Genomic DNA, 25,303 nt, shown 5'->3' on the forward strand with positions numbered 1-25,303 from the left:
GCTGGCGAAGCTTATTGACCGATCGTTACAAAATATATATAATGAGCTGGAAACTTAGGAAAGGAGCCGTTTACAGTGAGAACAGCATAGCGTACTTTCCAGACGTTGAGGCCGGGCAGGATCGTCCTGCAGCCATTGCAGGCTTCGTTTAGACAGGGCGGGCGGCGATAAAGTCGTTTAATTACATCAATTTTGTACTGTGTAGTAAAAAAGTTGAGACTGCTAAAAAGCAGCTCCCAGAAAACGTTTGACGGTCCGGTGTCAGCCCGCTAAGAGGTTCGGTGAATGGTTCGGTGAGGCCCTATAAAGTCTGGTGAAGAAGGTAATCCCGGTAGAAGCCATTAATGTCTGCCGAAGAAGGTAATCCCGGTACAGTTCCGAGTGAAAGCCCGAGTGGGCCATGTCCGCCAATAAGAGCCTGGTGCGGAATAGACGATGACCGACCAATTTTTGTACCAATCACTACAAAAATATTTGTGAAGGAGTGGATTTTGTATGCCGTTATCCATTTATATTATGGGTCTTATGATTTTCTCCATGACGACCTCCGAGTTTATGGTCGCGGGGATCATGCCTGCACTGTCTGCGGAATTCCAAGTATCGGTGGCAGCGATCGGGTACTTGATCACTGCGTATGCCGCGGGGATGATCGTGGGAGGGCCGCTGCTGACCGCTGTCCTGCTGAAAGTGCCGCGAAAGCAATCGTTCATGATCGTCTCCGCCATCTTCTTGGCCGGTCAGGTGCTTGGCGCTATGGCTCCAAGCTATGAGGTGATGATGGCGGCCCGGATCATGACCGGCCTATCCTCCGCCGCGGCCTTCGGCATATCGCTGACGATCTGCTTCAGCCTGGTGGGCCAGAGTGCCAGAGGACGTGCAGCCTCGATCGTTCTAGGCGGATTGATGGTGGCTACCGCCATCGGCCTGCCGCTTGCAATCTGGATCGAACAGCAATTTGGCTGGCGAGCGAGCTTCTGGGCGGTTGTGATTCTATTGCTCATATCGGGACTTATCGGCCTGTTCACGATCCCGTCCATGCCGAAGTCCGAGAAGATCAGCTTTCGGGAGGAGATCGGCGCGCTTAAGAATCCTAGGCTGTGGGCGGCATATTCCACCAGCATGCTGATCATCGGGGGGACCTTCGCCGCGTTCAGCTATTTTTCCCCGATACTCACCGATCTGTCAGGCTTCGGTGCTGAGACCGTACCCATGCTGCTCGGCGTTTACGGCATCGCGACGGTCATCGGCAACATCGTTACCGGCAGGCTGGCGGATCATTACATGATGCCGATTCTGACGATTGGCTTGACCGCACTGACCGCTGCGCTCGTGATGTTCGGCCTGTTCGTTCACAGCCCCGCGATCGCCGTGATCTCCGTTGTGATCGTCGGTCTGGTTGGCGTGCCGATGAACCCTGCGATGGCTACCCGGGTAACGCGCGTAGCCGATACGGGATCCATTGTTACGACGATTCACAGCTCGGTGATCAGCTTGGGGGTCATGGTCGGGTCTTCTTTAGGCGGGCTGACGATTGATGCTGGACTGGGCCTGGCTTCACCGCTTTGGGTCGGCGCCTTGCTAGCCGTTCTGGGCCTGTTGTCCCTGCTGCCGGCTGTACGTGGAGAAGGCCGAGCAAAGCGGGTGACATCCAGCCATTAATCTGGATAAGCCGCTCCCAGCTTGGAAAATAAGGCTGTAGGGCGGCTTGCGTCTTTGCTGATCTTCAGCTGAACTGCTTCGTTATGCCTGCCATAAACTCCTCATCCGATGTTTTGCTTCGCAGATCCATCAGGTAATGGGCATCAGCCCCAACCAAATAACGGAAGCGATCGGACGGATCGGTTGCCGCTTCGAAGATCGTTTCCGCTATGAGCTTCGGTTCGGAAACATGGACTTCAAAGCTGTTCATTTGTTTTTGCAGAACCGTTTCCGTATACGTGGCGTAAGCATCGAGCGACGTATCGGTCAACAGATCGAGGGAGCGTCCGGTAAAATCCGTGGCCACGTTGCCGGGTTCTACGAGCTTCACCTTGATTTGATGAGCAGCCATCTCGTAAAAAAGGGATTCCGAAAAGCCTTCGATGGCCCATTTGCTCGCATGATACAGCGACAGCAGCGGAAAAGCCACTCTTCCGCCAACGGAGGATACATTGATGACCGTACCGCCGTCGCTTTGCCTGAAATGGGGAAGAAGTGCTTGCGTCGTGCGAAGGACCCCAAGTACGTTGACATCGAATTGCCGCTTGATTTGGGCTTCCGTCGCGGCTTCGAATGCGCCTATCGCCGCGTAACCTGCATTATTCAGCAGGACATCGATTTTGCCGAACGCTTTCAGAAAATATACGAGCAATCGCTGCGGTGCGTCGTTTATGTGTCGGATCTCTTCCTGGAAGATCTGAGAGATTCCTACCCGACGCTGTTTGACCGTCTGATTGCAGCACAGCAGATCCGATATCGAAACTTGGAGACTTTTTTCGAGGCAGGGATGGAGCAAGGCGTCTTCAACCGTTTGAATGCCGCATTGTTTATGGTTCAAGATGATGCCGTGCTTCGGCGGATCATGGACCCGCTGTTCTCGATTCATTACGACATGACCTTAAAGCAGGCGTTGATGGACTTTTACCAGTTGAAAAAATACCAGTTGTTCCAGCCGGATCATGTTGATTCCGTGCAGGATTCGAGAACGGAACAGGAGATCGTGAACATTCTGAAGATGATCACGTAATGTCCGACCGGAAACGACCGTTGACATATCGATAATTCACGATATAATGATTCGTATGAAACCAATCGAAATCTTCAAAGCACTGTCCAATGAATCGCGGCTTGATATTTTGCGGTGGCTTAAGGAGCCTGAGCAGCATTTTACGCCCCATGAAGGGATTGATATGAGGGAAATCGGGGTATGCGTGAGCCAGGTGACCGAGAAATTGAATATGACGCAATCGACAGCTTCGCAATATCTGTCCATTTTGCAGCGGGCCGGACTGATCAAGACCGAGCGGATCGGCAAATTTACGTATTACAAGCGTGATGAGGAAGTCATCCGTCAAATCGGCGAATATTTGAAGCAGGAAATATAACCTACAAGAACTGAATGCTTCCTTGGCCAAGGAATATTCAGTCTTGTTCCGCACTACATATCTACATATTACGATATGTATATTTATTGGTTTCATATATCGATATTTTGCGATATTTAAATATATAAGGAGTGGAATTATGAAGAATGCTTGGAAAATATACTTGCTGGCTATCGTGAGTTTTTTAGTAGGGACATCGGAATACATCATCTCGGGGATCTTGGACAAAATCGCGGATTCCCTCGGCATCACCATTACGGCCGCGGGCCAGCTGATTACGATTTTCTCGCTGGTGTACGCCGTTCTGACCCCGGTGTTGATGGCGCTGACCGCGAAGCTGGAACGCCAGCGGCTGCTGGTTTATTCGCTCGGACTGTTTGTTGTTGCGAATCTATTGTCGTTCGCGCTTCCCGGCTATGTTCCCTTTGTCATTGCCCGCATCATTATGGCGATGGGGGCAGGGATGGTGGTCGTCACCGCGCTCGGCATCGCCGCCCGCATCGCACCGCAGGGCAAGCAGGCAAGCTCCATTGCCACGGTTGTCATGGGCTTTACCGCTTCGCTCATTATCGGTGTCCCGCTCGGGCGCGTGACAGCCGCCGCTTTCGGCTGGAAGTCGGTGTTCGGCCTGATTGCCGTTCTGGGTATCGTAGCGATGGTTGTCTTATATAAAGCGATTCCGAAAATTCAAGGCGATGCTCCGGTTCCGCTGCTTCAGCAATTTGCACTGCTTCGAAAGCCGAAAGTGGCGCTCGGTTTGGGAATAACCTTCTTCTGGCTTGGGGGATATTCCGTAGCTTATACGTATCTTTCCCCTTATCTTCTAAGCGTCAGCGGCTTGGGCGAACAATGGATCAGCGCAGCGCTGTTCGCTTTCGGCATTGCGAGCCTGGTCGGGTCGAAATTCGGCGGATACAGCACCGACCGGTGGGGTGTATCCTTGACCCTTACCTTCGGGATGATCATCCACATTTTTGCGTTAGCCCTGCTATCGTTCACGAATGCATCCGCTGCAGCTTTTCCAGTGTTCGCCATGCTGATCCTATGGTCTTTGTCCGCCTGGTCGTCCGGTCCGACACAACAATTCAACCTGGTCCAGCTGGAGCCGGAATCATCCGGAGTCATGCTGGGACTGAACCAGTCGGTGATGCAGCTGTCCATGGCTGCGGGGGCCGGACTCGGCGGTATTGCCGTTAATAGCATATCTCTATCATCAATCACATGGCTTGGGGCAGCGGGTGTTGCGATTGCTGTGGGGCTGGCACTGGTGCTGTTCCGTATCGGGAAGCAGGAGAAGGAGGCCGGACGGACGGTCGTATCTTCCTGATCCTAAGGCTTATTCGCCGATTCCGTCTGCTGCGGTTTCGTGGTATACATCCTCCTCTTCGGCGCGATTTGACGCTCTAAATGGGTCCAAGGTATGATAGGATCAATAGAAAGCGAGAATTTGGCTCCAACTTTGCGGAGGAGGAAATACGTTTGGCTAGACTAAAAGACATTGCCGAGCGGGTCGGGGTATCCATATCCACGGTCTCGCGGGCAATCAGCAACGATACAAGCCGTCCGGTCAGCGAAGACACCAAGCAGAGAATCAGGGAGGCGGCGCTTGAGCTGGGGTATAAGCTTCAGGAACCGATGCAGACAGCACGTGATAATGGAACGGAGATCAAGCGAATCGTCTGTATCGTTCCTCAGCTTCTGATGGATGACCATCCTTATTTCTCGAAGGTTCTTGCAGGCTTCCATGAAAAAATGGAGGAGCTCGGACAGCCTCCGGCCATCGTTCGCACCTGCGAGGAGGTTAGCGATGCAGAACGGCTGCGGCTGATGCTGAAGGAGACCGGGGCCCAGGGCTTGGTTGCGATCAGCTGGTATGACCAGGAATTGTTTGAGCTCATCCAGCAGGAAGGCGTCGCGATTATGGGGGTAAGCTTAAACGATGAAAGCTTGACCGTCCCGGTGGTGGATTGTGACCGGGTGCTGTCCGCCAGATCCGCGGTGCGCCACTTGATTGATCAAGGGCACAAGCGGATCGCTTTTATCGGGGGACCTGCCTATTCCAATCAAATGGAGAGCGAGGAGCGGTATGTCGGCTACAAATTCGCGATCCTTGAAGCGAATCTGGAGCTGCGGAAGGACTGGATCATGAACACGGGCTGGAACGTGGATCGAAGCTTTAGCCATATGAACGATTTGCTGGGCAAGCTGCCGAAGGCGGAATGGCCGACGGCGGTATTTTGCGCAAGCGACATGCTGGCGATTCCGGCCATGCGGGCGGTGATCGAGAACGGCGGCACCATCCCGGGCGATATTGCGATTGTCGGCATGGACAATATCGATGTAGCGCAGTATACGACCCCGCCGCTCACGTCCGTTTCGGTGCCGAAGCATGAAATCGGCAGAGTCGCCGCGAAATCCATCGTCGATTACTTGGACGGACATTTCAAGGCGGCTACCAAAATTTTGCTGCCCTGCTCTTTGATCATTCGGGAGTCCTCCAGATTGGATCGGATATAATAGTTTGGCCGTGTGCAATTCGATCACGAGTAGGAAATAGGCGTAAAAATAGCAGCCGCAAGCTTGCAAAGCTTGCGGCTGTTTTTGCGCTGTTTTTGTAGTGTTTTTTTCTGCTTTTGTATTGTTTTTCAGCTGTATTTGTGATGTTTTTGCGCCAAAATTCCAGGAATAACACCAAAATTAATCCAAAAAAATGTTTGACAATTACGATGCGGCTATATTATCATGGGAAAAAAATCAAAGGTTTTTGGATATTTTTGATCATGTTTTGGATTTACCCAGCACCTTCCTCTATAGAACTCATTTTGTCTTGTCTTCGTTTATTTTGCTTGTATAACAAGCTTTTATATATACGAGTCACCGTCCCTAAATATCTCGTCTAACCCCATTATTCTAGAAACTGCCTGCTTAAAGAGGTCCAAATTATCATCCAAATGATATCTTTTAATTTGAGTCTATATCCAAAAAGGATTAAACCCCATGTCACATGGGTTTAATGCATAGATAGCTTCATGGTTGCCAATGTGGCACAACGAACAAACCAAAAGGGGGAAGATGGTGGATCTCATTTTCGAAAAAGCTTTATCGTATGCAGGAAGGGGGAAACCTTCATTTTTTTAATCACAAAATTGCAAGCGCTGTCATTTCGGGGCAGTCTACACCGATTTTTCGTCCCCCTACTATTTCTCAATGAGGTGATGCTAAATTGGCCAACACGTCGCTGCAGTCTCCAGCCATCGCGGCAACTGAAACGAAACGCAGCCGCTATAAGTGGAACCGGATCTGGCGTAATTGGCAGCTGTACGTCCTGATCTCTCCGGTCATTGCCTACTACATCCTGTTCCAGTATGTGCCGATGTACGGAATCCAGATTGCATTTAAGGATTTTATTGCAACCCAAGGGATTTGGGGCAGCCCCTGGGTCGGACTCGACCATTTCGAACGGTTTTTCAACGGCTATTATTTCTGGCGCCTGATGAAGAATACGCTCGGAATCGGGCTGTACAGCCTGGCCGTCGGATTCCCGGTGCCGATCATTCTGGCGCTGCTCATGAATGAGGTACGTGCCGAGAAATTCAAGCGATTCGTACAGACGATAACCTACGCACCGCATTTCCTGTCGATCGTCGTGGTCGTCGGGATGATGATGATTTTCCTGTCGCCGCGCTACGGCATCCTCAATCATTTTATTGAGATGTTCGGCGGCAAGGCGATTAATTTCATGACTGAGCCGGGCTGGTTCAAAACGCTGTACGTGCTGTCCGATGTTTGGCAGACCATGGGATGGAGCTCCATTATTTATTTGGCTGCGCTCGCCGGCATCGACAACCAGCTGCATGAAGCCGCGAGGGTGGACGGGGCTACACGGCTCCAGCGGATCTGGCATATTAACATTCCCGGCATCATGCCGACGATCATCATTTTGCTGATATTGAACATCGGAAGCATCATGAGCATCGGCTTTGAGAAGGTGCTGCTGATGCAGAACAATTTGAACATGGAGAGCTCCGACATTATTGCCACCTACGTGTACCGGATGGGGATCCAGAATGCCGAATACAGCTTCTCGGCCGCCGTCGGATTGTTTAATTCCGTCATCAACTTCGTCCTGTTGGTTGTCGTGAACTTTATCTCCAGACGCGTGAGCGAAACAAGTCTTTGGTAGGGGAGGGCGCTTTAGTATCATGCAAATCGAATCCAGGGGAGACCGCATCTTCAACATCATTAATTACACGATCCTGATCCTCGTCACGCTCATTGTCCTGTACCCGCTGCTGTTCGTGCTAAGCGCATCCTTCAGCGATCCGCAGACGGTTCTTCGGGGCGAAATGCTGCTGTGGCCAAAAGGCTTCAATCTGAACTCCTATGTCAAAATATTTCAAAATCAGGATATCATCAGCGGCTTTACCAACACGCTGATCTACACTTCGCTCGGGACGCTCATCAACCTGACAATGACGATTCTTGCGGCTTATCCGCTGTCGCGGAAGGACTTTGTCGGGCGCAATGCGATCATGGCACTGCTCGTTTTCACGATGTTTTTCAGCGGCGGGCTGATCCCGACCTATCTGCTCATCAAGAACCTGGGCATGCTGAATTCACTTTGGGTCATGATCATACCGAACGCCGTATCCATCTGGAACATCATCATTATGCGAACCTTCTTCCAGCAGTCCATTCCGAACGAGCTGCAGGAGGCGGCGACCATCGACGGCTGCTCGAATATCAAAATTTTGACCCGGATCATCCTGCCGCTGTCGATGCCGATCATTGCCGTAACCATTTTGTTCTATGCGGTCGGACACTGGAATGCGTTCTTCAACGCACTCTTGTACTTATCGGATAAGGAGAAATTTCCGCTGCAGCTCATCCTGCGCGAAATTCTCATTCAAGGTCAAACGAATGACATGGTGAAGATGTCGACCGAGTCGGCAATCAAGCAGCAACGGGAAGTGGAAGGCATCAAATATGCGGTTCTCGTTGTCGCGAATTTACCGGTGCTCGCGCTCTACCCGTTTCTGCAGCGGTACTTCGTGAAAGGCGTCATGATCGGAGCCATCAAAGGATAATTCCTTGCATGGATAAATGAATGGATGATGAGAAAAAGGGAGGATGAAGGATGAAGCTGAAGAAATGGGGAGGTCTTCTGCTGACCTGCGTATTGTCGGTATCGCTGGCGGCCGGCTGCGGCCCGAACAATCCGGGAGGGTCGAAGGAAGGGGAAACGCCTGGCGAAACGGCAGCCAATTTGAATCAGACGGGGTTTCCGATCGTGAACGAGCCGATTACGGTGACCGGCTTTGCCGGAAAGTTCTTTGCCAACGCGGATTGGAACAATATCAAGCTTTGGAAGGAGTACGAAAAAACGACCAACATCAAGGTCCAGTGGGACACGGTGCATAAAGACAATTTGGCGGAAAAACGGAATCTGCTCCTCGCCGGCGGCGATTATCCGGAAATGTTCTACGCTTCGGCGTTCCCGCGGGCAGACCTGCTGAAATACGGCAAGCAGGGGGCGTTTATACCGCTGAATGATCTTATCGATCAGTACGCGCCGAACTTTAAGGCCCTCATGGAGAAGTATCCGATCATCGAGAAAGGGATTACGATGCCGGACGGCAATATTTACGGCCTGCCGACGCTGTATGATCCGGAATTCAAATCCGTGCTGTACGGCACGCCGTGGGTGAAGTCGGAATGGCTGACCAAGCTGGGATTATCCGAGCCGCAAACGCTCGATGATTTTTACAATATGCTGAAGGCGTTTAAAGAGAACGATCCGAACGGAAACGGCCAGAAGGACGAAATCGCCTGGGGCGGCGTCGGAGCGGCGGGCATCGTGAATTATTTGCGCGGTTCGTTCGGTCTCAACAATCACGGAACGTCGAATATATACGTCGACTCGGATCCTGAATCCGGAAAGGTCCGGTTCATTCCGACCGATCCGCGGTATAAAGAGCTCCTGCAGTACGTAAACAAGCTGTACAAGGACGGCCTGCTGGAGCAGGACATCATGTCCGTAAAGAGCACCGAGGTGGATGCGAAGGGCGTGGAAGGCCTGCTTGGCGTCGTGGATAATGTGGACCCGGTCGCCATCTATAACCAGGAAGGTTATGTGGGCCTGCCGGTGCTGAAGGGACCGCATGGAGATCAGATGTACACCGCAACCGGATCCCCGCTCGGCAATATCGGCATGTTCGTCCTCACGGATAAAGCGAAACATCCGGAAGCCATGATCCGCTGGATGGATTACTTCTACAGCGATGAAGGCATCAGGCTGTTCTTTATGGGGTGGAAAGACGAGACGTATAAGGAAGATGCGGACGGTAACGTGGATTACGTCGACGAAATCAAGAACAACCCGGACGGGCTGAATCTGGACCAGGCGGTCGGACAATATTTGATCTGGCCGGGCGGCTACTATCCAGGCTTCGTGACGCAGAAGTATTTTAAAGGGGCGGAAGGGCTTCCGACCTCCGTGGAAAATGCGAAAAAAGCCGAGCCTCACGTTATCCCGCAGGACAAAATATGGCCGCCGTTCAACTTTACGGCCGATGAGCAGTCCGAGCTTACCGGCATTCAGACGGACATTACCACCTACGTGGATGAAATGAGGGATAAATTCATTTCAGGCAACGAGTCCTTTGACAATTGGGACCAATATGTCGCCAATCTGCAGAAAATGGGACTCGACCGCTATCTCGCCATTTACGAGTCGGCGGCGGAACGCTACAACCAATAAACAAGATGTTCATACAACTGTGAATGCGTGTGTGAATGCAAAGGAGCGACTTGACATGACACAACTAAAAGCAATCCTGATCGGAGCAGGCGCCCGCGGCGCCGGGGGCTATGCCCCGTATGCGCTGGATTACCCGCATGAGCTGACCTTCGTCGCCGTGGCCGAGGCGGATCCTGTGCGCAGACTCCGGTTCGCCGAGAATCACGGTATCCCGCCGGAACGATGCTATGAATCCTGGGAGCCGCTGCTGGCGGAACCCCGGCTTGCCGATATCGCGGTTATCTGCACGCAGGACCGGATGCATTACGGACCGACGATGCAGGCGCTGAAGCAGAAGTATCATGTGCTGCTGGAGAAGCCGATGTCTCCGGATCCGAAGGAGTGTCTGGAGATGGAGCAGGCGGCAAGGGAGAACGACCGGCTGCTGACCATTTGCCACGTTCTTCGGTATACCCCGTTTTGGAGCACGATCAAGCGCGTGATTCAGCAGGGGACGATCGGGGAGATCGCTTCGATCCAGCTGAACGAGAACGTGGGGTATTGGCATATCGCTCACAGCTTTGTGCGCGGAAACTGGAATAACTCTGACAAGGCGAGCCCGATGATTTTGGCCAAATCCTGTCATGATATGGATGTGCTGTCTTGGCTGATGGACCGGCCCTGCACGCAGGTTACGTCCTTCGGCTCCCTGATGCATTTTCGCGAGGATCAGGCGCCGGAAGGATCGGCTGACCGCTGTCTGGACTGCAAGGTAGAATCCACATGTCCTTACTCGGCCCCCCGGTTCTATTTGAGTGATCAGTACAAGGGATGGGCAGGGCATTTTACGCATGAGCTGACCAAGGCGAATATCATTCAAGGCCTTCGCGATACCGACTACGGACGCTGTGTCTACCGGAGCGACAATAATGTGGTCGATCACCAGGTCGTCAATATGGAGTTTGAGGGCGGGGCCACCGCCATGTTCAGCATGTGCGGGTTCACCTACGAGCAGGAACGCCGAATCCAGATCATGGGGACGCGCGGGGAGCTTCGCGGCGAGGAAGGAACCATCACGGTGTACGACTTTTTGACCGGACAGAAGACGGAAATCTCCATCCCTTCCCAGGCAAGCGGCCACGGCGGCGGCGACAGCGGGATCGTGGCGAGTTTCCTGCAAGAGGTAAGAGGCTATAGCGGCCAGGAGAGCCTGACATCGGCCAGCGCCTCCGTCCGGAGTCATCTCATTGCCTTTGCGGCGGAGGAATCCCGCCTGAACCACGGAAAGTCCATCAACCTGAACGAATATGCGCGGGAGCTGATGGCGCAGGAGTCTGCGACGAAGTAAAGCTGCGATTGCGACAATAAGCGGGTGGAGTAGTAACGGTAAAGTAAAATATGGGTGGAAGCAAACGTATGGAGGCAAACGTCAATCGTAGGGGATAACAGTAATTGAAGTAATGCGAGTGGAATCAAATGAGTGGGATAGAAAATGATTGAAACGACAGGTGGATTCATAGATACTTGATTGAGTAGATGGATTAGTTGGATTAGTAGGTTAGTGGAAGGAATGGTTAGATGGGGAGACTAGTTTGTTTATTTTCAATATCTCATTATATGAAAAAATCGAAATAAGGTAGATGGAGCGCAGCACCCAAGGTGGTGCTGCTGAGGGCAAGCAACAAGAAGGACTTCGCGCCCTGAAGTGGCGCCCAAGCCAGCAGCAAGTCCCGAAAAGGGACTTGTGAAGCCCAACGAGGCGCCCAAGCGAGCAGCAAGTCCCGAAATGCAGCTAGAATAAAAAGTGGACACCCCTTAGTGATAAAACGATAATGAAACAAAGCAGACGAGAGGGTGTCAAAAAAAAATGAGTGGCAATAGACAACATTACAACGAGACATTTAAGCGTGAAACCGTAAAGTACGTGCAAGAACAGTCGAAGACGCTGGAGCAGATCGCCGATGAGTTGAACATTAATCCAGGCACATTACGTAACTGGGTCAAAAAGTATCGAGCATTCGAGCACGAGCCTGTCAATCATGGGGAAACCTTACGTCAGCAAACCCAACTTATCGAAGACCAAAAACGCGAAATTGATGATTTGAGAGAAGAAATTGCGATTCTAAAAAAGGCCATGCACATCTTCAGCAAAGAAAAGAACTAAGGTTCCAGTTTATCGAAGATCATCGCTCCGAGTTTCGATTGGAGAAGATGTGCGTTCTCTTTCACGTGTCTCGGAGCGGTTATTACAAATGGCGTACCTCTGAAGCTTCTGAACGGGAAAAACGTAAGGCAACGCTGGCTGAACGTGTGAAATGGCACTTCTATGACTCCGATGAAACCTACGGCAGTCCCCGAATACGAAACGAGCTGGTGAAGGAAGGATGGACGGTATCGGAACGTACGGTGGGCCTCATTATGCGCGAACATGGCCTTCGTTCATGCATGGCCCGTAAGTTCCGAGTGGTTACGACCGATTCCAAGCATGATCTCCCGATTGCCCCTAACGTGTTGGAACAAAATTTCAAAGCCACAAAGCCCAACGAAAAGTGGGTCGCTGACATCACGTACATCCCCTGCCGCCAAGGGAAACTCTATCTTGCGAGCATCCTGGATCTGTACACCAAACAAATCGTCGGTTGGAAGCTAAGCGATCGGATGACCACAGACCTTACCCTCGATGCCCTAAAGATGGCGTATGCTGCGAAGAAGCCTCCGAAGGGATTGATTCACCATTCCGACCGCGGTTCGCAATATGCCGCTAAAGAGTACCGTGAACAGTTGAAGCAATTTAACATGAAGCCCAGTATGAGCCGCAAAGGAAACTGCTACGACAACGCCTGTATTGAAGCGTTTCACAGTATCCTAAAGCGAGAATTCATTTACAGCAAACCTAAGTTTAAAACAAAAGAGGAAGCCGGGCAGAAGCTGTACCGTTACCTTGAATTTTTTTACAACCGAAAACGTTCTAACAGTACGATTGGGTATATGTCCCCGGTGCGTTTTGAGCAGTGCTATTACGAGTGCATAGCTTAGCTTAGAGGTGTCTACTTTCTTGACAGAAGAGCAAAAAGGGACTTGTGCGCCCCGAAAAGGCGCCCAAGCTAGCAGCAAGTCCCGAAAAGGGACTTGTGAAGCCCAACGAGGCGCCCAAGCGAGCAACAAGTCCCGAAAAGGGACTTGCGAGGCCCGAAGAGGCGCCCAAGCCAGCAGCAAGTCCCTAAAAAGGACTTGCGAGCCCCAAGTGGCGCCCAAGCGAGCTGAATCCCGGCAACCGGATTCGGCTCGTTTTTCTGTGCATAATGGCGGCTCTGTTCCATACATTGGCACGGAGTCGCAGCCCATAGCATCAATGCGGCTCAAGCCGAATCCGATTGCTTTTTTGATTTTTTGGGCAGCATTTTACGCAAGCCGTGCAAGATGAGCAGCACCAATGGGAAAAGAAAGCCGACGGTGATCGTATATGGAACCCAAATGGTTGCGTCCCATTGCAGCTTGAACGGAACGTTGGGATAAATGAAGACGGAAACGGCGGCCAGAATCCACCCGAGCGGCATGACCAGCGGCTGATAGTTTTTAATATGGAAGACTTGGCTGATGCCGATCGCAATGGCATAAAAATAAAGCGAGATCCGAAAAAACAACGTGATAAACCACATAACCGCCATAACAGCTTCAATGCGCTGAAGAAAATTTCCAATATTGATTTTCTTGGCCAGCATATAACTGGGATACATATTTCTAGCTGTAATGTCCGGACCCAGGACTAAAATCGATAGCCCAATAATCAAGAATAGCGCGGCAGCACCAACCAAGCTTCCGATATATACGGCTTTGTAGGCTTCCGCCGATCGGTTGACGGCTCCTGGAAAGATGACCATCAACACGATGTGAGGCAGGAAGGCAATGCTGACGAAAGAGAGTGCGGCCGGGAAGATAGGGCTGATCCCCGATTCAAGAATGGGTGTCGCATGCTCCCAATGAATCTCCGACAGTAATAAAATGCTCATCGACAGAAACAGGAGCAGGAACCATGGAAACAGCATTTCCGCCGCACGGGCCAGCACCTCCAACCCCAAGCGCACGCCCAGCACAGCCAGAGCACCGAAGAGGAAAATGATGGCTTGAATCGGGGTTTCCGGCAGCATCTGGATGGTCATGAAGATGCCGATTTCGTGCAATACCGTGGCAGGACCGCCTAGGAACAACGTAAGCAAAAGCAGAAGATTGACCGTTTTGCCGATCCATTTCCCAAACAGCTTCTCGGTCCATTGCATCAAATTTGCTTCCGGGTGCTTTCTGAACAATTGCAGCTGCACCGCCAAGATGATGAATCCGAGACCGCTCCCCGCCAGACAGGCGATCCACGCATCTTGTTTAGCAATGGAGGCCATTCCCGATGGTACGATGAGAATCGCGCTGCCGATCGTATACAAAGCGGTTAAAATGCTGACCTGGCGCAACGAAATTTTTACTACATGCATCTTTTACCGCTCCTTTTCCTATTGAATCAAACCGAACATTGAGAGCCAATGACTGAACGGTTTGAACACGATCGTTATCAGCGACACTGGGGTAGGGATATCATTGAAGATCGTCTGAGCCAGGCTAATGCCTATGCCAATCACCAAGAATGCAATAAACCCCCAGATTTCCCTGTATTCTTGTTCCCGAAGCATTCTCGGCAGTTCAAGCCAGACGATTACGGCGGCAGATACTGCAATTATCGCAATATTTAGCATGGTCCAGCCTCATTCCTTAATATCATTGAGAAAAGTATCATTGGTCGTGCCAGTTCGCCGGATTTTGTAATCCACATGGATATTGGTCTTCAGGTTGGGGAAATATCGTTCATTCCACGTTTTCTCCATCTCTTTCCATTCTCTCGGATGCGAACGGCGAAAGGCTTCTCCGAAGCCGAATATGTCGACTTTAAACTTCGATTGCACTTTATCGACAACAGACTCCAAGCTTCGTTTTAAGTTTTCTTCCATTTCAGCTTCCAGTTCCCTCACGGTCGCGGGCTCAGACAGATCCAAGCCGCTGCACTCCACGGCTCCGATATTCCCCTCCATATTAATCCGGATGTCCATTTCGGGACGAGATTCGACGATTCTTCCCTTCAGCTTACTGTCGGTTCTCAGCGTCTCGATGATAATCTTTCCTTCATTCTTGCAGGGGATAAAGCTTACAGAGCTTTTAACGTCCCCGCTTATTAGTCGATAATTTCTGCTATCCTTTTCGTTTAACCATCCGATCAGCTTGTCGAGTTTGAAAACGGCGAGCCCCGAATATTTCAATTGACCTGGAGTGTCGATGTTTTCCACATTCTTTCTCGTTCTCCCGATATCTCGATCCCCAGTTATGATCAGTCCTGTAAGCACGGGATGCTTTCCGCTGCTGGTGAGGTCGTTGATCAATTCATCCAGTGTGACAGTCATGCTTGCTGACCAAGCCTTCTCGGAGGTCTGAAGAGATTCATAAAGTTTATTGGCAGGGATCGTTTCCATTTGAGTCATAATTTTCAGGGTTTCCTCTGCCGTTGCCCCTCTGGTAATAACAAGGTAGAAATCCGGTCTGAATTCGTGATCCCTGGATAACAGGTCAAGCACTTTGGCAATTCCCTCCCTTGCCATCGCCTCGTCCATCAGAAACATCCGCAAATGGGAAAAATAAATTTTTCGCGGGCTAACCTGCGTCATCCTTCGAGAAGCTTCAAAGATCGTATCGCCTTCAGCCGTATACAAAGTAGCAGGAGCTTGGGGCCCTCCGCTTTTTTTCGAGGTGACCTGTCCGGGAATTGCGACCTGGACGGTTAAACGGTAGCGGTCATCAACCCAGTCAACCCCTGCGGCAACCGCGATGGCCAATTCATTCAATTCTCTGCGGTTCCAGCAACCGCTCAGAAGAAGAGTGACGACGATATGTAAGAGAATCAACGCCAATATCCGTTTCATTGGATTTCCCTCGCTTTCCCGCTGGTCTCAATCTGTCTATTCTCTCGATTTCCGGGGTGGCGTACGTTTCCTGCGCTTGTAATTGGTCTGATTGATCAATCGGGGGCGGCTTGATAACAACCAGTGCGGCAAACGGAAGATCGAATCTTTTTGCCCCTCCGGAATTAACGGTGCGAAAGGGGACATATACGGGACTCCGAACGACCGCAGGCTGCATAAATGGAGGACAATCGCGATGACCCCGACTAAAATGCCGAACAGCCCGAAGGATCCGGCAAGCGCCATCAGCGGAAACCGGAGCATCCGAAAAGCAATGGACATGTTAAAGGACGGCACCACAAAGCTGGAAATGGCCGTTATAGCAACAACGATGACCATCGCCGGAGAGATGATCCCAGCTTCAACCGCAGCTTGCCCGATGACCAGCGTCCCGACGATGGATATTGCCGAGCCGATATTTTTCGGCAGCCGTACCCCCGCTTCCCTCAGAATCTCGAAGGTTAGTTCCATAAGGACGGCCTCGACGAACGCAGGAAACGGGACTTGCTCCCGCTGACCGGCCAATCCGAATATAAGCCGCGTCGGCAGCATTTCCTGATGAAAAGTAGTAATGGCTATATAGAGAGAAGGCCCAAGCAAAGAAATGAAGATGCTCAGGTAACGCAGCAAACGCAGGAAAGAACTGATATCCGCACGCTGGTAGTAATCCTCCGCCGCATGCAGGAACGAAACAAAAAGTGCCGGAACGACCAGAACAAACGGGGTTCCGTCCACGAGAATGGCGATTTTTCCTTCCAGCAGCTCGGCCGCGATCACATCGGGACGCTCGGTATTATAAACCGTGGGGAATGGGGACAGGGTCTTGTCCTGGATCAGCTCCTCGATATAACCGCTCTCCAAAATGCTGTCCACGTCGATTCGATCAAGCCGGGTGCGGACCTCCTCGACAATCTTGTCATTGGCAATGCCATGAATGTACATGATGGCAACATCGGTTTGGGTAATTCGACCGATCTGCTTCGTTTCCATCCACAGATTCGGATCCTTGATCTTTCGGCGGATCAAGGCCGTGTTGGTTCGCAGCGACTCCGAGAAGGATTCGCGTGGACCGCGGACGACATTTTCCGCCGAGGTTTCCATGACCCCGCGGTCCTTCCAACCCCGGGTGCCTGCCGCGATCCCCCGATCCAAGCCGTCAATCAGAAAAATCGTGTCTCCTGACAATAGAGCATGGAACAGCTTTTTATAATCGGTTATCGTCTGGATCTCATGATTGACGAGAGAGACTTTTTCTAATATTTTTTGCCCGTCGAAAGGCTGCGAATATTCGTTATCTTCCTTTACGAGGGATTTTGTAATGTCCGCCACGACCATCATGACGGATTCCGAGATGACTTTTTGGTCGGCCAAGCCGTCCGTATAGAGGATCGCCATATAATGTTTTTCCTCTTCATCAAGCGGAATTTCCCTGATCACGATATCGGTGCTGTTGCCGAGGGTGGTTCGGATATGCTCCAGGCTGCTTGTGATATCCGGTTTTAAAGCATCGGTATCATTCGTCGATGAGTTGGCCGGTGGGATTTCCTTGGTAGTGTTTTTGCTTGAATGGCCGGTTCTTCTTCGATACCGCATGGGAATATCCTTCCTCTCACAGATGCTATTCCCACATTATTACCGAAGAAAACATGCTGTAAACTTATGTCAAGGCGGGCAAAATGAGCCCGTCATACTCATGATGAAAACGACAAAAAACCAGGTCCGCATCCGGGGGATGCAGCCTGGTTATTATGGTTTACGTATGAATGATATTGCACATCATCGTATAAGGTTTTTTGGACCCACGATAAAAATATAATACTACAACGGAAAGTATAAGTCTATATTTTTTTCCCGAAACCCCTATACTTAAAGCTATTCTTTAAGGGAGGGAGCGTAGGGTTATGCGGAATGGGAAGGAAACGGAAGAGCGTGAATATCTTGCACATGTTCAGAAGGAGCTTCAGCGAACGCTGGCAGAGCTGGAAGGGAAGGTATCCGATTCGTATCGGGACATCATTGAGGCGAAGAAATACCTGTGGGTCAATATGGCGCAGCTGGATGCCGCGGAACGAGCGGCGAACCGCGTGGATATTTCGTTGTCCATCGATGCCGGGGAGAAGACGGTGGCCCGGTTGCAAAAAATACGCAAGCTGTTAGGCTCGCCTTACTTCGGCAGAGTGGATTTTCGTACTAAGCGGCAGCCGGATGCCGGCGCTTATTATATCGGTATCCATTCCTTTGTCGAGGAAGAGAGTCAGCATCACCTGATCTACGACTGGCGGTCGCCGGTAGCCAGCCTGTTCTACGACTACGAGACGGGACCGGCATCTTACCTTGCGCCTGCGGGGATCGTTGACGGCGAGATTACGGCAAAGCGCCAATATAAAATCAAAGATGGCGTGCTGGAGTACATGATCGAGAGCTCGATGAATATACATGACGATGTTCTGCAAAAGGAGCTGAGCAGCACTTCGGATGAGAAAATGAAAAATATCGTGGCTACCATTCAACAGGAGCAAAACGCCATAATCCGGAACGAAAACGCAAACGAGCTGATCATTCAGGGGGCGGCCGGATCGGGAAAAACCTCCGTCGCGCTGCATAGAGTGGCTTATCTGCTGTACAGATATAAGGAAACGCTCAGATCGAGCGACATTCTCATCATCTCACCGAACAAGGTGTTCTCCGACTACATTTCGAACGTCCTGCCGGAGCTGGGCGAGGAGAAGATCATGGAAGCAGGCATGGAGGAGCTGGCTGAGAAGGAGCTGGCGGGCGTCTGGGGCTTCCAGACATTCTATGAGCAGGTGGAGGAGCTGCTGAACGGCGAGGATCCTGGCAGCGCCGAGCGCATCAGGTATAAGGCAAGACGGGAATTTGTCCTTGAGCTTGAAGCTTTCATGAGCTATGCGGACAAGCATTTCTTCGAGCCTGCCGACATCCTCATGGACCGGGTGCAGCTGCCGGCACATGAGATTTGGAGCGTTTATGAGCGGAATATACAGCTGCCTGTTAAACAGAGGCTCGAAAAAACAGCGCTTCTGCTAGCCGCAGGAGCGCGGACGGATGACGGGGAGCGGCTCACGAAATCCGAAACGAACAAAATCAAAACCGCGGTCAAGAAAATGTATAAATTCCAGCAACCGCTCGGCCTGTACAAGGCGTTTTATGCGCATGCCAATCAGCCGGAGCTGTTTAAGATGAAAGGGAAGGGCCTGATCGAGTATGCCGATGTTTTTCCGCTGATCTACCTAAAGATGTATTTGGAGGGCAGCTCGCCTTACGACCGGGTGAGGCATTTGCTGGTTGACGAAATGCAGGATTATACGCCAGTGCAGTATGCGGTGTTGTCCCGCTGGTTCCCATGCAAGAAGACGATACTCGGTGACAGCAAGCAGTCGGTGAATGTTTATTCCTCCAGTACGCTGCAGACGATCAAGACCATTTTTCCGCAAGCGGATATCATTGAGCTGTCCAAAAGCTATCGCTCGACCCGGGAGATTATGGAGTTTGCCAAGGAGATACAGCCCGGCGGCACGATGATTCCGATCGACCGTCATGGCGAACCGCCGCGCATCCTTTCTTGCGACAGCCATGAACAAGAGCTGGATATGCTCAGGAAGCTCAGTCAAAGCTTTCTGGAGTCGGATTATCATACGATGGGGATCATTTGCAAGACGCGGGCGCAGGCCAGGCAGGTATATGATGCTCTGAAACATCTGCAAGAGAACGTCCATTTGCTCGATTTCGAGAGCGAGCAGTTCCGGGAGGGCATTACGGTGACTTGCTCGCATATGGCCAAAGGCCTCGAGTTCGATCAGGTCGCCATCCCGTTTGTGAATGCCGCATGCTACCGCTCCGAGATGGATCGAAGCCTGCTATACATCGCCTGCACCCGGGCTATGCACGCATTGGCCATAACCCATACAGGCCGGAAATCTCCTTGGCTTCCTTAGGGAAACCGATGAGCTTTGCGTCTACAACTCATTAAGTCCACCTGGTTTGTATTGGCAACCACCATGTTATCAAACGGGGTTCTGATTTGCACTTCATGGTGTTATCCATTTAATTTTAGGCGAATGATGCAAAACGGGTTCTCAGAGGGATTTTTCATAACATTTTCTGTTTTTTAGGAGTTTATATTGTTAGGAGAGTCATTAATTCTAAATATGGGAGGGATAATCTGAAAAAATTCTGATTTACGAAGAGGTTTATGCAGAGACTCCTTTATCAAAATCTAGTGCAGAAAAAGGTTCCTCCACAGAAGATGGTGGTGGTAGTGTCTAAGCAGATCCCCCCCTTCCTTATTGTTCGAGTGGTACCTTTGACTCGACTTTAAAATATGTAAAACGGGTGAATTGGAAAGAAACTATCTCACTAGATTACAGTAATTAAATTTGATCCCTGCCAAGGCAGATAATTAATGATATCCGGAGGTAAGGCTAACGTGAAAAAGAAAACAATCATTGCTTTAGTAGCAGTATTTTCAGTTGTTGCAATGAGCACCGCAGCATTTGCAGCCACATCAGCCCCTATTGGTTCTAAAAACAATCCAGATAAACTTATGGCTACTACTCGAGAAGAATCGAAACGGACTTATAAAGAGGTTTACGAAAATACACCATTCATTATTGATTCTAGAACCGGTAAGCATGTTGAAAAGCCCGATATTGACTTCTAACAAAAAACTAAACCCTAGTTTAGGGTTAGTCAGATTGTCGAGAGACCCTGTGCTTTTTTCAAAGTACAGGGTTTCTTACATTTCAAATGGTCGGTGCGAAGCATCGACACGTCACTTACCATACCGTTCTGGATAGTGTGAAGTACAATCATCAAGATATCTCCAGAAAATCTCGTTGTCTTTAAAGCGATTTCAAAGATTCCATTGCCAATATCGCGAAGACGGAAGGAGGACTATTTTTTTTATAGAAACTAATAAGATGGAGGTATCACAGCTTTGAACGAAAGGGGGAACATTCGGATAAGGCAAACTTAACGAAAGAGGAAGTGATATGGGAAATTGGACTCACACCGAATACTTGCTGACTTTTTTAAGAAGACGTGGCCGATTTATGTGTTGTCGATTTGCTGTCATTTGGTAGCCAATATGTTTCATGTCAATTTTCCGCGTGTGCTCGGTCATTTTACGGACGATCTACAGGACGGGCTGCTGTCTGCAGGCGGAATCGCATCGTACAGCTGGACGCTGCTCGGTATCGGGGTTGGCTTCGCGGTGATGGGGGGGATCGGCCAATACCTGGTGATGTATACGGGACGGTACTTCGAATTCGTAAACCGTCGTCGGCTGTTCGTTCATTTCACCGGGCTGAGCGAGCGGTTCTATTCCCGGAACGGCGTCGGCAAGCTGCTCAGTTATTTCATGAACGATGTGAAGACCGTAAGGGAATCCATCTCCATGGGAGTTAACCAGTCCGTGAATGCGTCGATTCTGCTGGTGTCCACCATCGTCATGCTGATGATTACGAATGTTCCGTTCTATGTGGTGGCCGCGTCCATCGCTCCCCTTCTGCTAATTCCGGTGATCGTCGTGTGGCTGGGACCGATTATTCGGAGCAGATCGCTTGCGGTGCAAGAGGCGCTTGGCGTCATGACCGAATCAGCGGAGGAGCAGTTTGGCGGCATTCGAGTTACGAAGAAATTCGCGGTGGAAGATATTATGAAACGCAGATTTGGCGCAACGGTTGACAGCATTCTGAACAAGCAGCTAAGCATGGTGCGCGCCTCATCGCTATTCCAGTCCATCATTCCGTTTCTAGGTGCTTCTTCGCTCATCATCGCGCTCCTGTTCGGCGGATACCTGACGGTGATCGGACGTATGACGGTCGGAAACTTTGTTGCACTGACGCTGTACATCCGAATGCTGATGAACCCGCTGCAGCAGATCGGAAACGTCATCAACGCGGTCCAGCGGGCAAGGGCTTCGCTTGACCGGCTGAACGCCCTGCTTGACGAGCAGCCGGATATCAAGGAATTGCCGAATGCCAAGGAGCTGGATCCGGCCCGCACGGGGATCGAAATACGGCATTTGAATTTCGCTTACGATCGACCCGGCCACGGGGAGGATGAAGCCAGGGACGTGCTTCGGAATATCCATTTGAAGGTCCCTCCCGGGACAACGCTGGGCATTATCGGTCGCACCGGCAGCGGAAAGACCACGCTCATGAAGCTGCTGCTTCGCACTTACGATCCGCCGCCGGACACGATCCGCATCGGCGGCGAGGATATCCGGAATCTCACGCTTAAGAGTCTGCGGGAAGGGATCGCCTACGTTCCACAGGACGGGTTCCTGTTCAGCTCGACCATTCGGGAGAACATCGCTTTTTATAATCGGGATACTGTGCTGGCTGATGTCGAGGAAGCGGCAAGGAAGGCGAGGGTGTACGACAATATCGCGGAATTCCCGAACCGGTTCGAAACGCGGCTCGGCGAGCGCGGGATTACGCTGTCCGGAGGGCAGCGTCAACGTACCAGTCTGGCCCGGGGCATTATCAAGGACGCCCCCATCCTTATCCTGGACGACAGCGTCAGCGCCGTCGACGCGGTAACGGAGACGGAAATCATGGAGACGATCCGCCGCATTCGGCATGGAAAGACGACGATCATTATCGCTCACCGGATCAGTGCGCTGAAGCATGCCGATCACATTATCGTTCTGGACCGGGGGGAAATCGTGCAGCAAGGCACGCATGAGTCGCTGCTGCGTCAGGACGGGGTGTATCGGATACTGCACGATATCCAGGAAGAAGGGATGGTGCACCATGGCACAGGCCATTAACAATTGGCAGATGGATCAGAAGGCCGATCCGAACGCACCGGTGCATAAGACGAAGCCGGTCTCGACCATCCGCGCGTTGTCCGGTTACATGAAAGAGCACCGGCTTACCTTTACCGCATTTATCGGCTGTACCTTGATCGCCATTTCCGCCGAGCTGCTGCAGCCTTACTTGATGAAAATCGCGATCGACGATAACCTGTTGGTCGGCAAGAATGATGTCCGTGGATTGATGATCATATGCGCCATCTACTTTCTCTTGTCGCTCATAAGCATGGTCTTCACTTATTTGCAGAACAATCTGCTGCAGAAGGCCGGACAGAGCATCGTTGCAAGTATCCGGAAGCGGCTGTTCGCGCATATATCCAAGCTGTCGATGTCCTACTTCGACAAGGTGCCAAGCGGCAGTCTCATCACGCATGTATCCAGCGATACGGAGTCGGTCAGCCAGTTCTTCAACCAGGTGCTGCTAAGTGTCTTCCGCGACGGATTCACCTTGATCTTCATTTTGGTGATGATGTTCCAGCTGGACGTGACGCTTACCCTGTACTGCCTCATTCTGCTGCCGATCATTGCAGGAATCGCGATCGCCTTCCGTCGTTATATGCGGCATACGTATCAAATGGCAAGAACGCGGCTGTCCCGGCTTGTCGCGTTCACAGCGGAGAACTTATCCGGCATGAATCTCGTCCAGGCATTCCATCAGGAGGAGGAGCAGGAGCGGCAGTTCAAAGAACGCAACGATTCCTATTTCAAGGCGAATCTTCGGGAAATCCGGACCAACGTGCTGTTCAACCGGACGTATGAAATTTTAAACAATCTGGCGATAGCGGTCGTGACCTGGCTCGGCGGGCGCGCAGTGCTGGGCCTGACGCTCGAATTCGGCGTCCTGTATGCCTTCATTACGTACATCCGGATGTTCTTCCAGCCCATCAATACGATCACTCAGCAGTGGAATACGCTGCAATCGGCGAGCGTGGCGATCAACCGGATCTGGGGGTTGCTTGCGGTTCAGCCGGAAGTGACCGATCCGAAGACGCCGGTCCAGATAGATCAAGCGAAGGTTCAGGGGCGGATCGATTTCAATCGGATTACGTTCGGTTATGGGGACGGAGCGCCGGTCATTCGGGATCTGGACCTTCACGTGAAGCCCGGCGAGATGATCGGCATCGTCGGCACGACGGGAGCGGGCAAAAGCTCGCTGATCAGCCTGCTGTGCCGCTTCTATGATGTACAGGAAGGAAGCGTCAAAATCGACGGCATCGATATTCGGGAGATGGCGCAATCCGACCTGCACCGGATCGTCGGGCTGGTCCAGCAAGAGCCCTATCTCTACTCCGGGACGGTGCTGGATAATGTGCGGCTGTTCGATGACAGCATCTCCAAGGAGCGGGTGATCGAGGCATGCCGATTTATCGGTGCAGACCCGATCATTCAGGGGATGAGCAAAGGATATGACACCCGGCTGTCGGAGCGGGGCAGCGGCCTTTCCGCAGGCGAGCGGCAGCTGATCTCCTTCGCCCGAATTATCGTATTCCAGCCGAAAATTCTGATCCTGGACGAAGCAACTGCAAATCTCGACTCGCATACGGAGCAGCTGATCCAGAATGCGCTGCTTCTCGTCGCCCAGGGGCGGACCACGCTCGTAATCGCCCACCGTCTGTCGACGATCATGGGGGCGGATCGGATTCTGGTCATGAGTAAAGGCCAGATCGTGGAGCAGGGCACGCATCAGGAGCTGCTCGATTCACACGGGTATTACGAGGAGTTGTATCTTCACTCCCAAGGGCAGAAGCAGAAGCGGGAACGTGCTGGGGCCGGGCTATACCGGTCACAGTAACGAAAGTGAATCTTTAAGGATAGAGGACGGGGCCGGGAAGGAGGGCTTCGTCCTCTTTTTAGTCATATGATAAAGCTATGGATCATCAATGTTTTTAATATTTTTCATAAGCTTCTTTCTCATGATAGCATACCCATAGAAACGGCAGATGGGGAGGGATCCAGTGAGACTTGTAATCGCCATGGTTTTGGTGGTTGTTCTGTCAGCTTGTCAATCCGAACCGAAGAAGGGAGAGGCGGAGGATATGAATATGAATCAGAGTCTCATCGAACACGCGGAGCAGGGGAACACCGAGCGTGTGAAGGAGCTGCTGCAAGCCGGAGCAGCGATCAATGCAACCGACGAGGCCGGCAGAACAGCGGTGATGGCTGCTGCCTACAACAATCATATTGAGACCGTGCAGCTGCTGATCGAAGAGGGGGCGGATATCGATATCCGGGACCGCAATCTTAATAATGTATTTCTCTATGCCGGTGCTGAAGGGCAGCTTGAGATCTTGCAATTGGCGATTGCGGCTGGCGCAGATCCGACGCTCACCAACCGATTTGGCGGAACGGCTCTGATCCCGGCTTCGGAACGGGGGCATGTCGAAATTGTGCGCGAGCTTCTGACCCGGACGGACGTCGATGTCAACCATGTCAACAACCTGGATTGGACAGCCCTGCTTGAGGCTATCATTCTTGGAGACGGCGGAGAGAGGCATCAGGAGATCGTCAAATTGCTGATTGAACATGGGGCCGACATTCATCTTGCCGACGGTAACGGGGTAAGCCCGCTGCGGCACGCGCAGGAGCGCGGGTTTAAAGAGATCGAACGCATATTGCTTGAGGCCGCCGGGTCTTGATGAACGCG

21 protein-coding genes are annotated in these 25,303 nt (G+C 51.5%); 16 read left to right on the forward strand and 5 right to left on the reverse strand.

The features are described from left to right. The first annotated feature begins 495 nt into the window (after positions 1–495). Positions 496–1,659 (forward strand): MFS transporter, encoded by a 1,164-nt coding sequence (locus MKX76_RS00295; protein ID WP_341032658.1) that lies wholly within the window; start codon positions 496–498, stop codon positions 1,657–1,659. Between the two features lie 64 nt (positions 1,660–1,723). On the opposite strand, the gene MKX76_RS00300 is transcribed toward MKX76_RS00295, so the two are convergent. Continuing rightward, positions 1,724–2,350 carry an SDR family NAD(P)-dependent oxidoreductase gene (locus tag MKX76_RS00300; RefSeq protein ID WP_341032659.1) on the reverse strand — a complete coding sequence of 209 codons (627 nt, stop codon included), beginning with the start codon at positions 2,348–2,350 and terminating at the stop codon, positions 1,724–1,726. Positions 2,351–2,371: 21 nt separating this feature from the next. On the opposite strand from MKX76_RS00300, the gene MKX76_RS00305 reads away from it, so the two are divergent. The 10 genes from MKX76_RS00305 (at position 2,372) to MKX76_RS00350 (ending at position 12,858) form a co-directional block, all read left to right on the forward strand. Beyond that, a complete protein-coding gene (locus MKX76_RS00305) occupies positions 2,372–2,725 on the forward strand; it encodes a hypothetical protein (RefSeq protein WP_050953981.1) in 354 nt (117 codons plus the stop codon). 55 nt (positions 2,726–2,780) lie between these two features. Further along, complete coding sequence (locus MKX76_RS00310; protein WP_007127535.1) at positions 2,781–3,083, forward strand: ArsR/SmtB family transcription factor; 303 nt, start codon at positions 2,781–2,783, stop codon at positions 3,081–3,083. 139 nt (positions 3,084–3,222) lie between these two features. Further along, positions 3,223–4,410, forward strand: coding sequence for an MFS transporter (locus MKX76_RS00315; RefSeq protein WP_007127536.1), 1,188 nt, complete (start codon positions 3,223–3,225; stop codon positions 4,408–4,410). A 152-nt stretch (positions 4,411–4,562) separates the two neighbouring features. Continuing rightward, positions 4,563–5,600 (forward strand): LacI family DNA-binding transcriptional regulator, encoded by a 1,038-nt coding sequence (locus tag MKX76_RS00320; RefSeq protein WP_007127537.1) that lies wholly within the window; start codon positions 4,563–4,565, stop codon positions 5,598–5,600. 706 nt (positions 5,601–6,306) lie between these two features. Continuing rightward, positions 6,307–7,266 (forward strand): ABC transporter permease, encoded by a 960-nt coding sequence (locus MKX76_RS00325; protein WP_007127538.1) that lies wholly within the window; start codon positions 6,307–6,309, stop codon positions 7,264–7,266. 19 nt (positions 7,267–7,285) lie between these two features. Then, positions 7,286–8,170, forward strand: coding sequence for a carbohydrate ABC transporter permease (locus tag MKX76_RS00330; protein WP_007127539.1), 885 nt, complete (start codon positions 7,286–7,288; stop codon positions 8,168–8,170). A gap of 50 nt (positions 8,171–8,220) precedes the next feature. Then, positions 8,221–9,843 carry an extracellular solute-binding protein gene (locus tag MKX76_RS00335; protein ID WP_007127540.1) on the forward strand — a complete coding sequence of 541 codons (1,623 nt, stop codon included), beginning with the start codon at positions 8,221–8,223 and terminating at the stop codon, positions 9,841–9,843. 55 nt (positions 9,844–9,898) lie between these two features. Continuing rightward, positions 9,899–11,170, forward strand: coding sequence for a Gfo/Idh/MocA family protein (locus MKX76_RS00340; protein WP_341032660.1), 1,272 nt, complete (start codon positions 9,899–9,901; stop codon positions 11,168–11,170). 519 nt (positions 11,171–11,689) lie between these two features. Next, the gene (locus tag MKX76_RS00345; protein WP_007129247.1) at positions 11,690–11,986 is read left to right on the forward strand and encodes a transposase; all 297 of its coding nucleotides are present in this window, start codon (positions 11,690–11,692) and stop codon (positions 11,984–11,986) included. A gap of 11 nt (positions 11,987–11,997) precedes the next feature. Beyond that, positions 11,998–12,858: an IS3 family transposase gene (locus tag MKX76_RS00350; protein ID WP_244152709.1), complete on the forward strand. Its 861-nt coding sequence runs from the start codon at positions 11,998–12,000 to the stop codon at positions 12,856–12,858. 323 nt (positions 12,859–13,181) lie between these two features. Here the strand turns inward: MKX76_RS00350 and MKX76_RS00355 are convergent, their stop codons facing one another. The 4 genes from MKX76_RS00355 to MKX76_RS00370 are packed head-to-tail and all read right to left on the reverse strand — an operon-like array spanning position 13,182 to position 17,411. After that, on the reverse strand, positions 13,182–14,306 hold the full coding sequence (locus MKX76_RS00355) for a GerAB/ArcD/ProY family transporter (RefSeq protein ID WP_007127543.1): 1,125 nt from the start codon (positions 14,304–14,306) through the stop codon (positions 13,182–13,184). A gap of 18 nt (positions 14,307–14,324) precedes the next feature. Continuing rightward, positions 14,325–14,564, reverse strand: a complete 240-nt coding sequence (locus MKX76_RS00360; protein WP_007127544.1) for a hypothetical protein — start codon at positions 14,562–14,564, stop codon at positions 14,325–14,327. 9 nt (positions 14,565–14,573) lie between these two features. Further along, complete coding sequence (locus MKX76_RS00365; RefSeq protein ID WP_007127545.1) at positions 14,574–15,779, reverse strand: Ger(x)C family spore germination protein; 1,206 nt, start codon at positions 15,777–15,779, stop codon at positions 14,574–14,576. Between the two features lie 36 nt (positions 15,780–15,815). Further along, positions 15,816–17,411, reverse strand: coding sequence for a spore germination protein (locus MKX76_RS00370; RefSeq protein WP_210095005.1), 1,596 nt, complete (start codon positions 17,409–17,411; stop codon positions 15,816–15,818). 308 nt (positions 17,412–17,719) lie between these two features. Here MKX76_RS00370 and MKX76_RS00375 point away from each other — a divergent pair, with 308 nt between their 5' ends. The 5 genes from MKX76_RS00375 to MKX76_RS00395 all read left to right on the forward strand — a co-directional run bounded on the left by MKX76_RS00375 (position 17,720) and on the right by MKX76_RS00395 (position 25,295). Continuing rightward, the gene (locus MKX76_RS00375) at positions 17,720–19,774 is read left to right on the forward strand and encodes a HelD family protein (protein ID WP_007127547.1); all 2,055 of its coding nucleotides are present in this window, start codon (positions 17,720–17,722) and stop codon (positions 19,772–19,774) included. Positions 19,775–20,265: 491 nt separating this feature from the next. Further along, positions 20,266–20,499, forward strand: a complete 234-nt coding sequence (locus MKX76_RS00380) for a hypothetical protein (protein WP_144867469.1) — start codon at positions 20,266–20,268, stop codon at positions 20,497–20,499. 339 nt (positions 20,500–20,838) lie between these two features. After that, positions 20,839–22,614, forward strand: a complete 1,776-nt coding sequence (locus tag MKX76_RS00385; RefSeq protein ID WP_007127548.1) for an ABC transporter ATP-binding protein — start codon at positions 20,839–20,841, stop codon at positions 22,612–22,614. Beyond that, positions 22,598–24,451: an ABC transporter ATP-binding protein gene (locus tag MKX76_RS00390; RefSeq protein WP_007127549.1), complete on the forward strand. Its 1,854-nt coding sequence runs from the start codon at positions 22,598–22,600 to the stop codon at positions 24,449–24,451. Before MKX76_RS00385 ends, MKX76_RS00390 begins: the two co-directional genes overlap by 17 nt. 163 nt (positions 24,452–24,614) lie before the next feature. Next, entirely contained in the window at positions 24,615–25,295 is a 681-nt protein-coding gene (locus MKX76_RS00395) for an ankyrin repeat domain-containing protein (RefSeq protein ID WP_007127550.1), read from the forward strand. Positions 25,296–25,303 lie beyond the last annotated feature (8 nt).

It is taken from the genome of Paenibacillus sp. FSL R5-0810 (assembly GCF_038002285.1).
GTDB classification, from domain to species: Bacteria; Bacillota; Bacilli; order Paenibacillales; family Paenibacillaceae; genus Paenibacillus_AQ; species Paenibacillus_AQ lactis.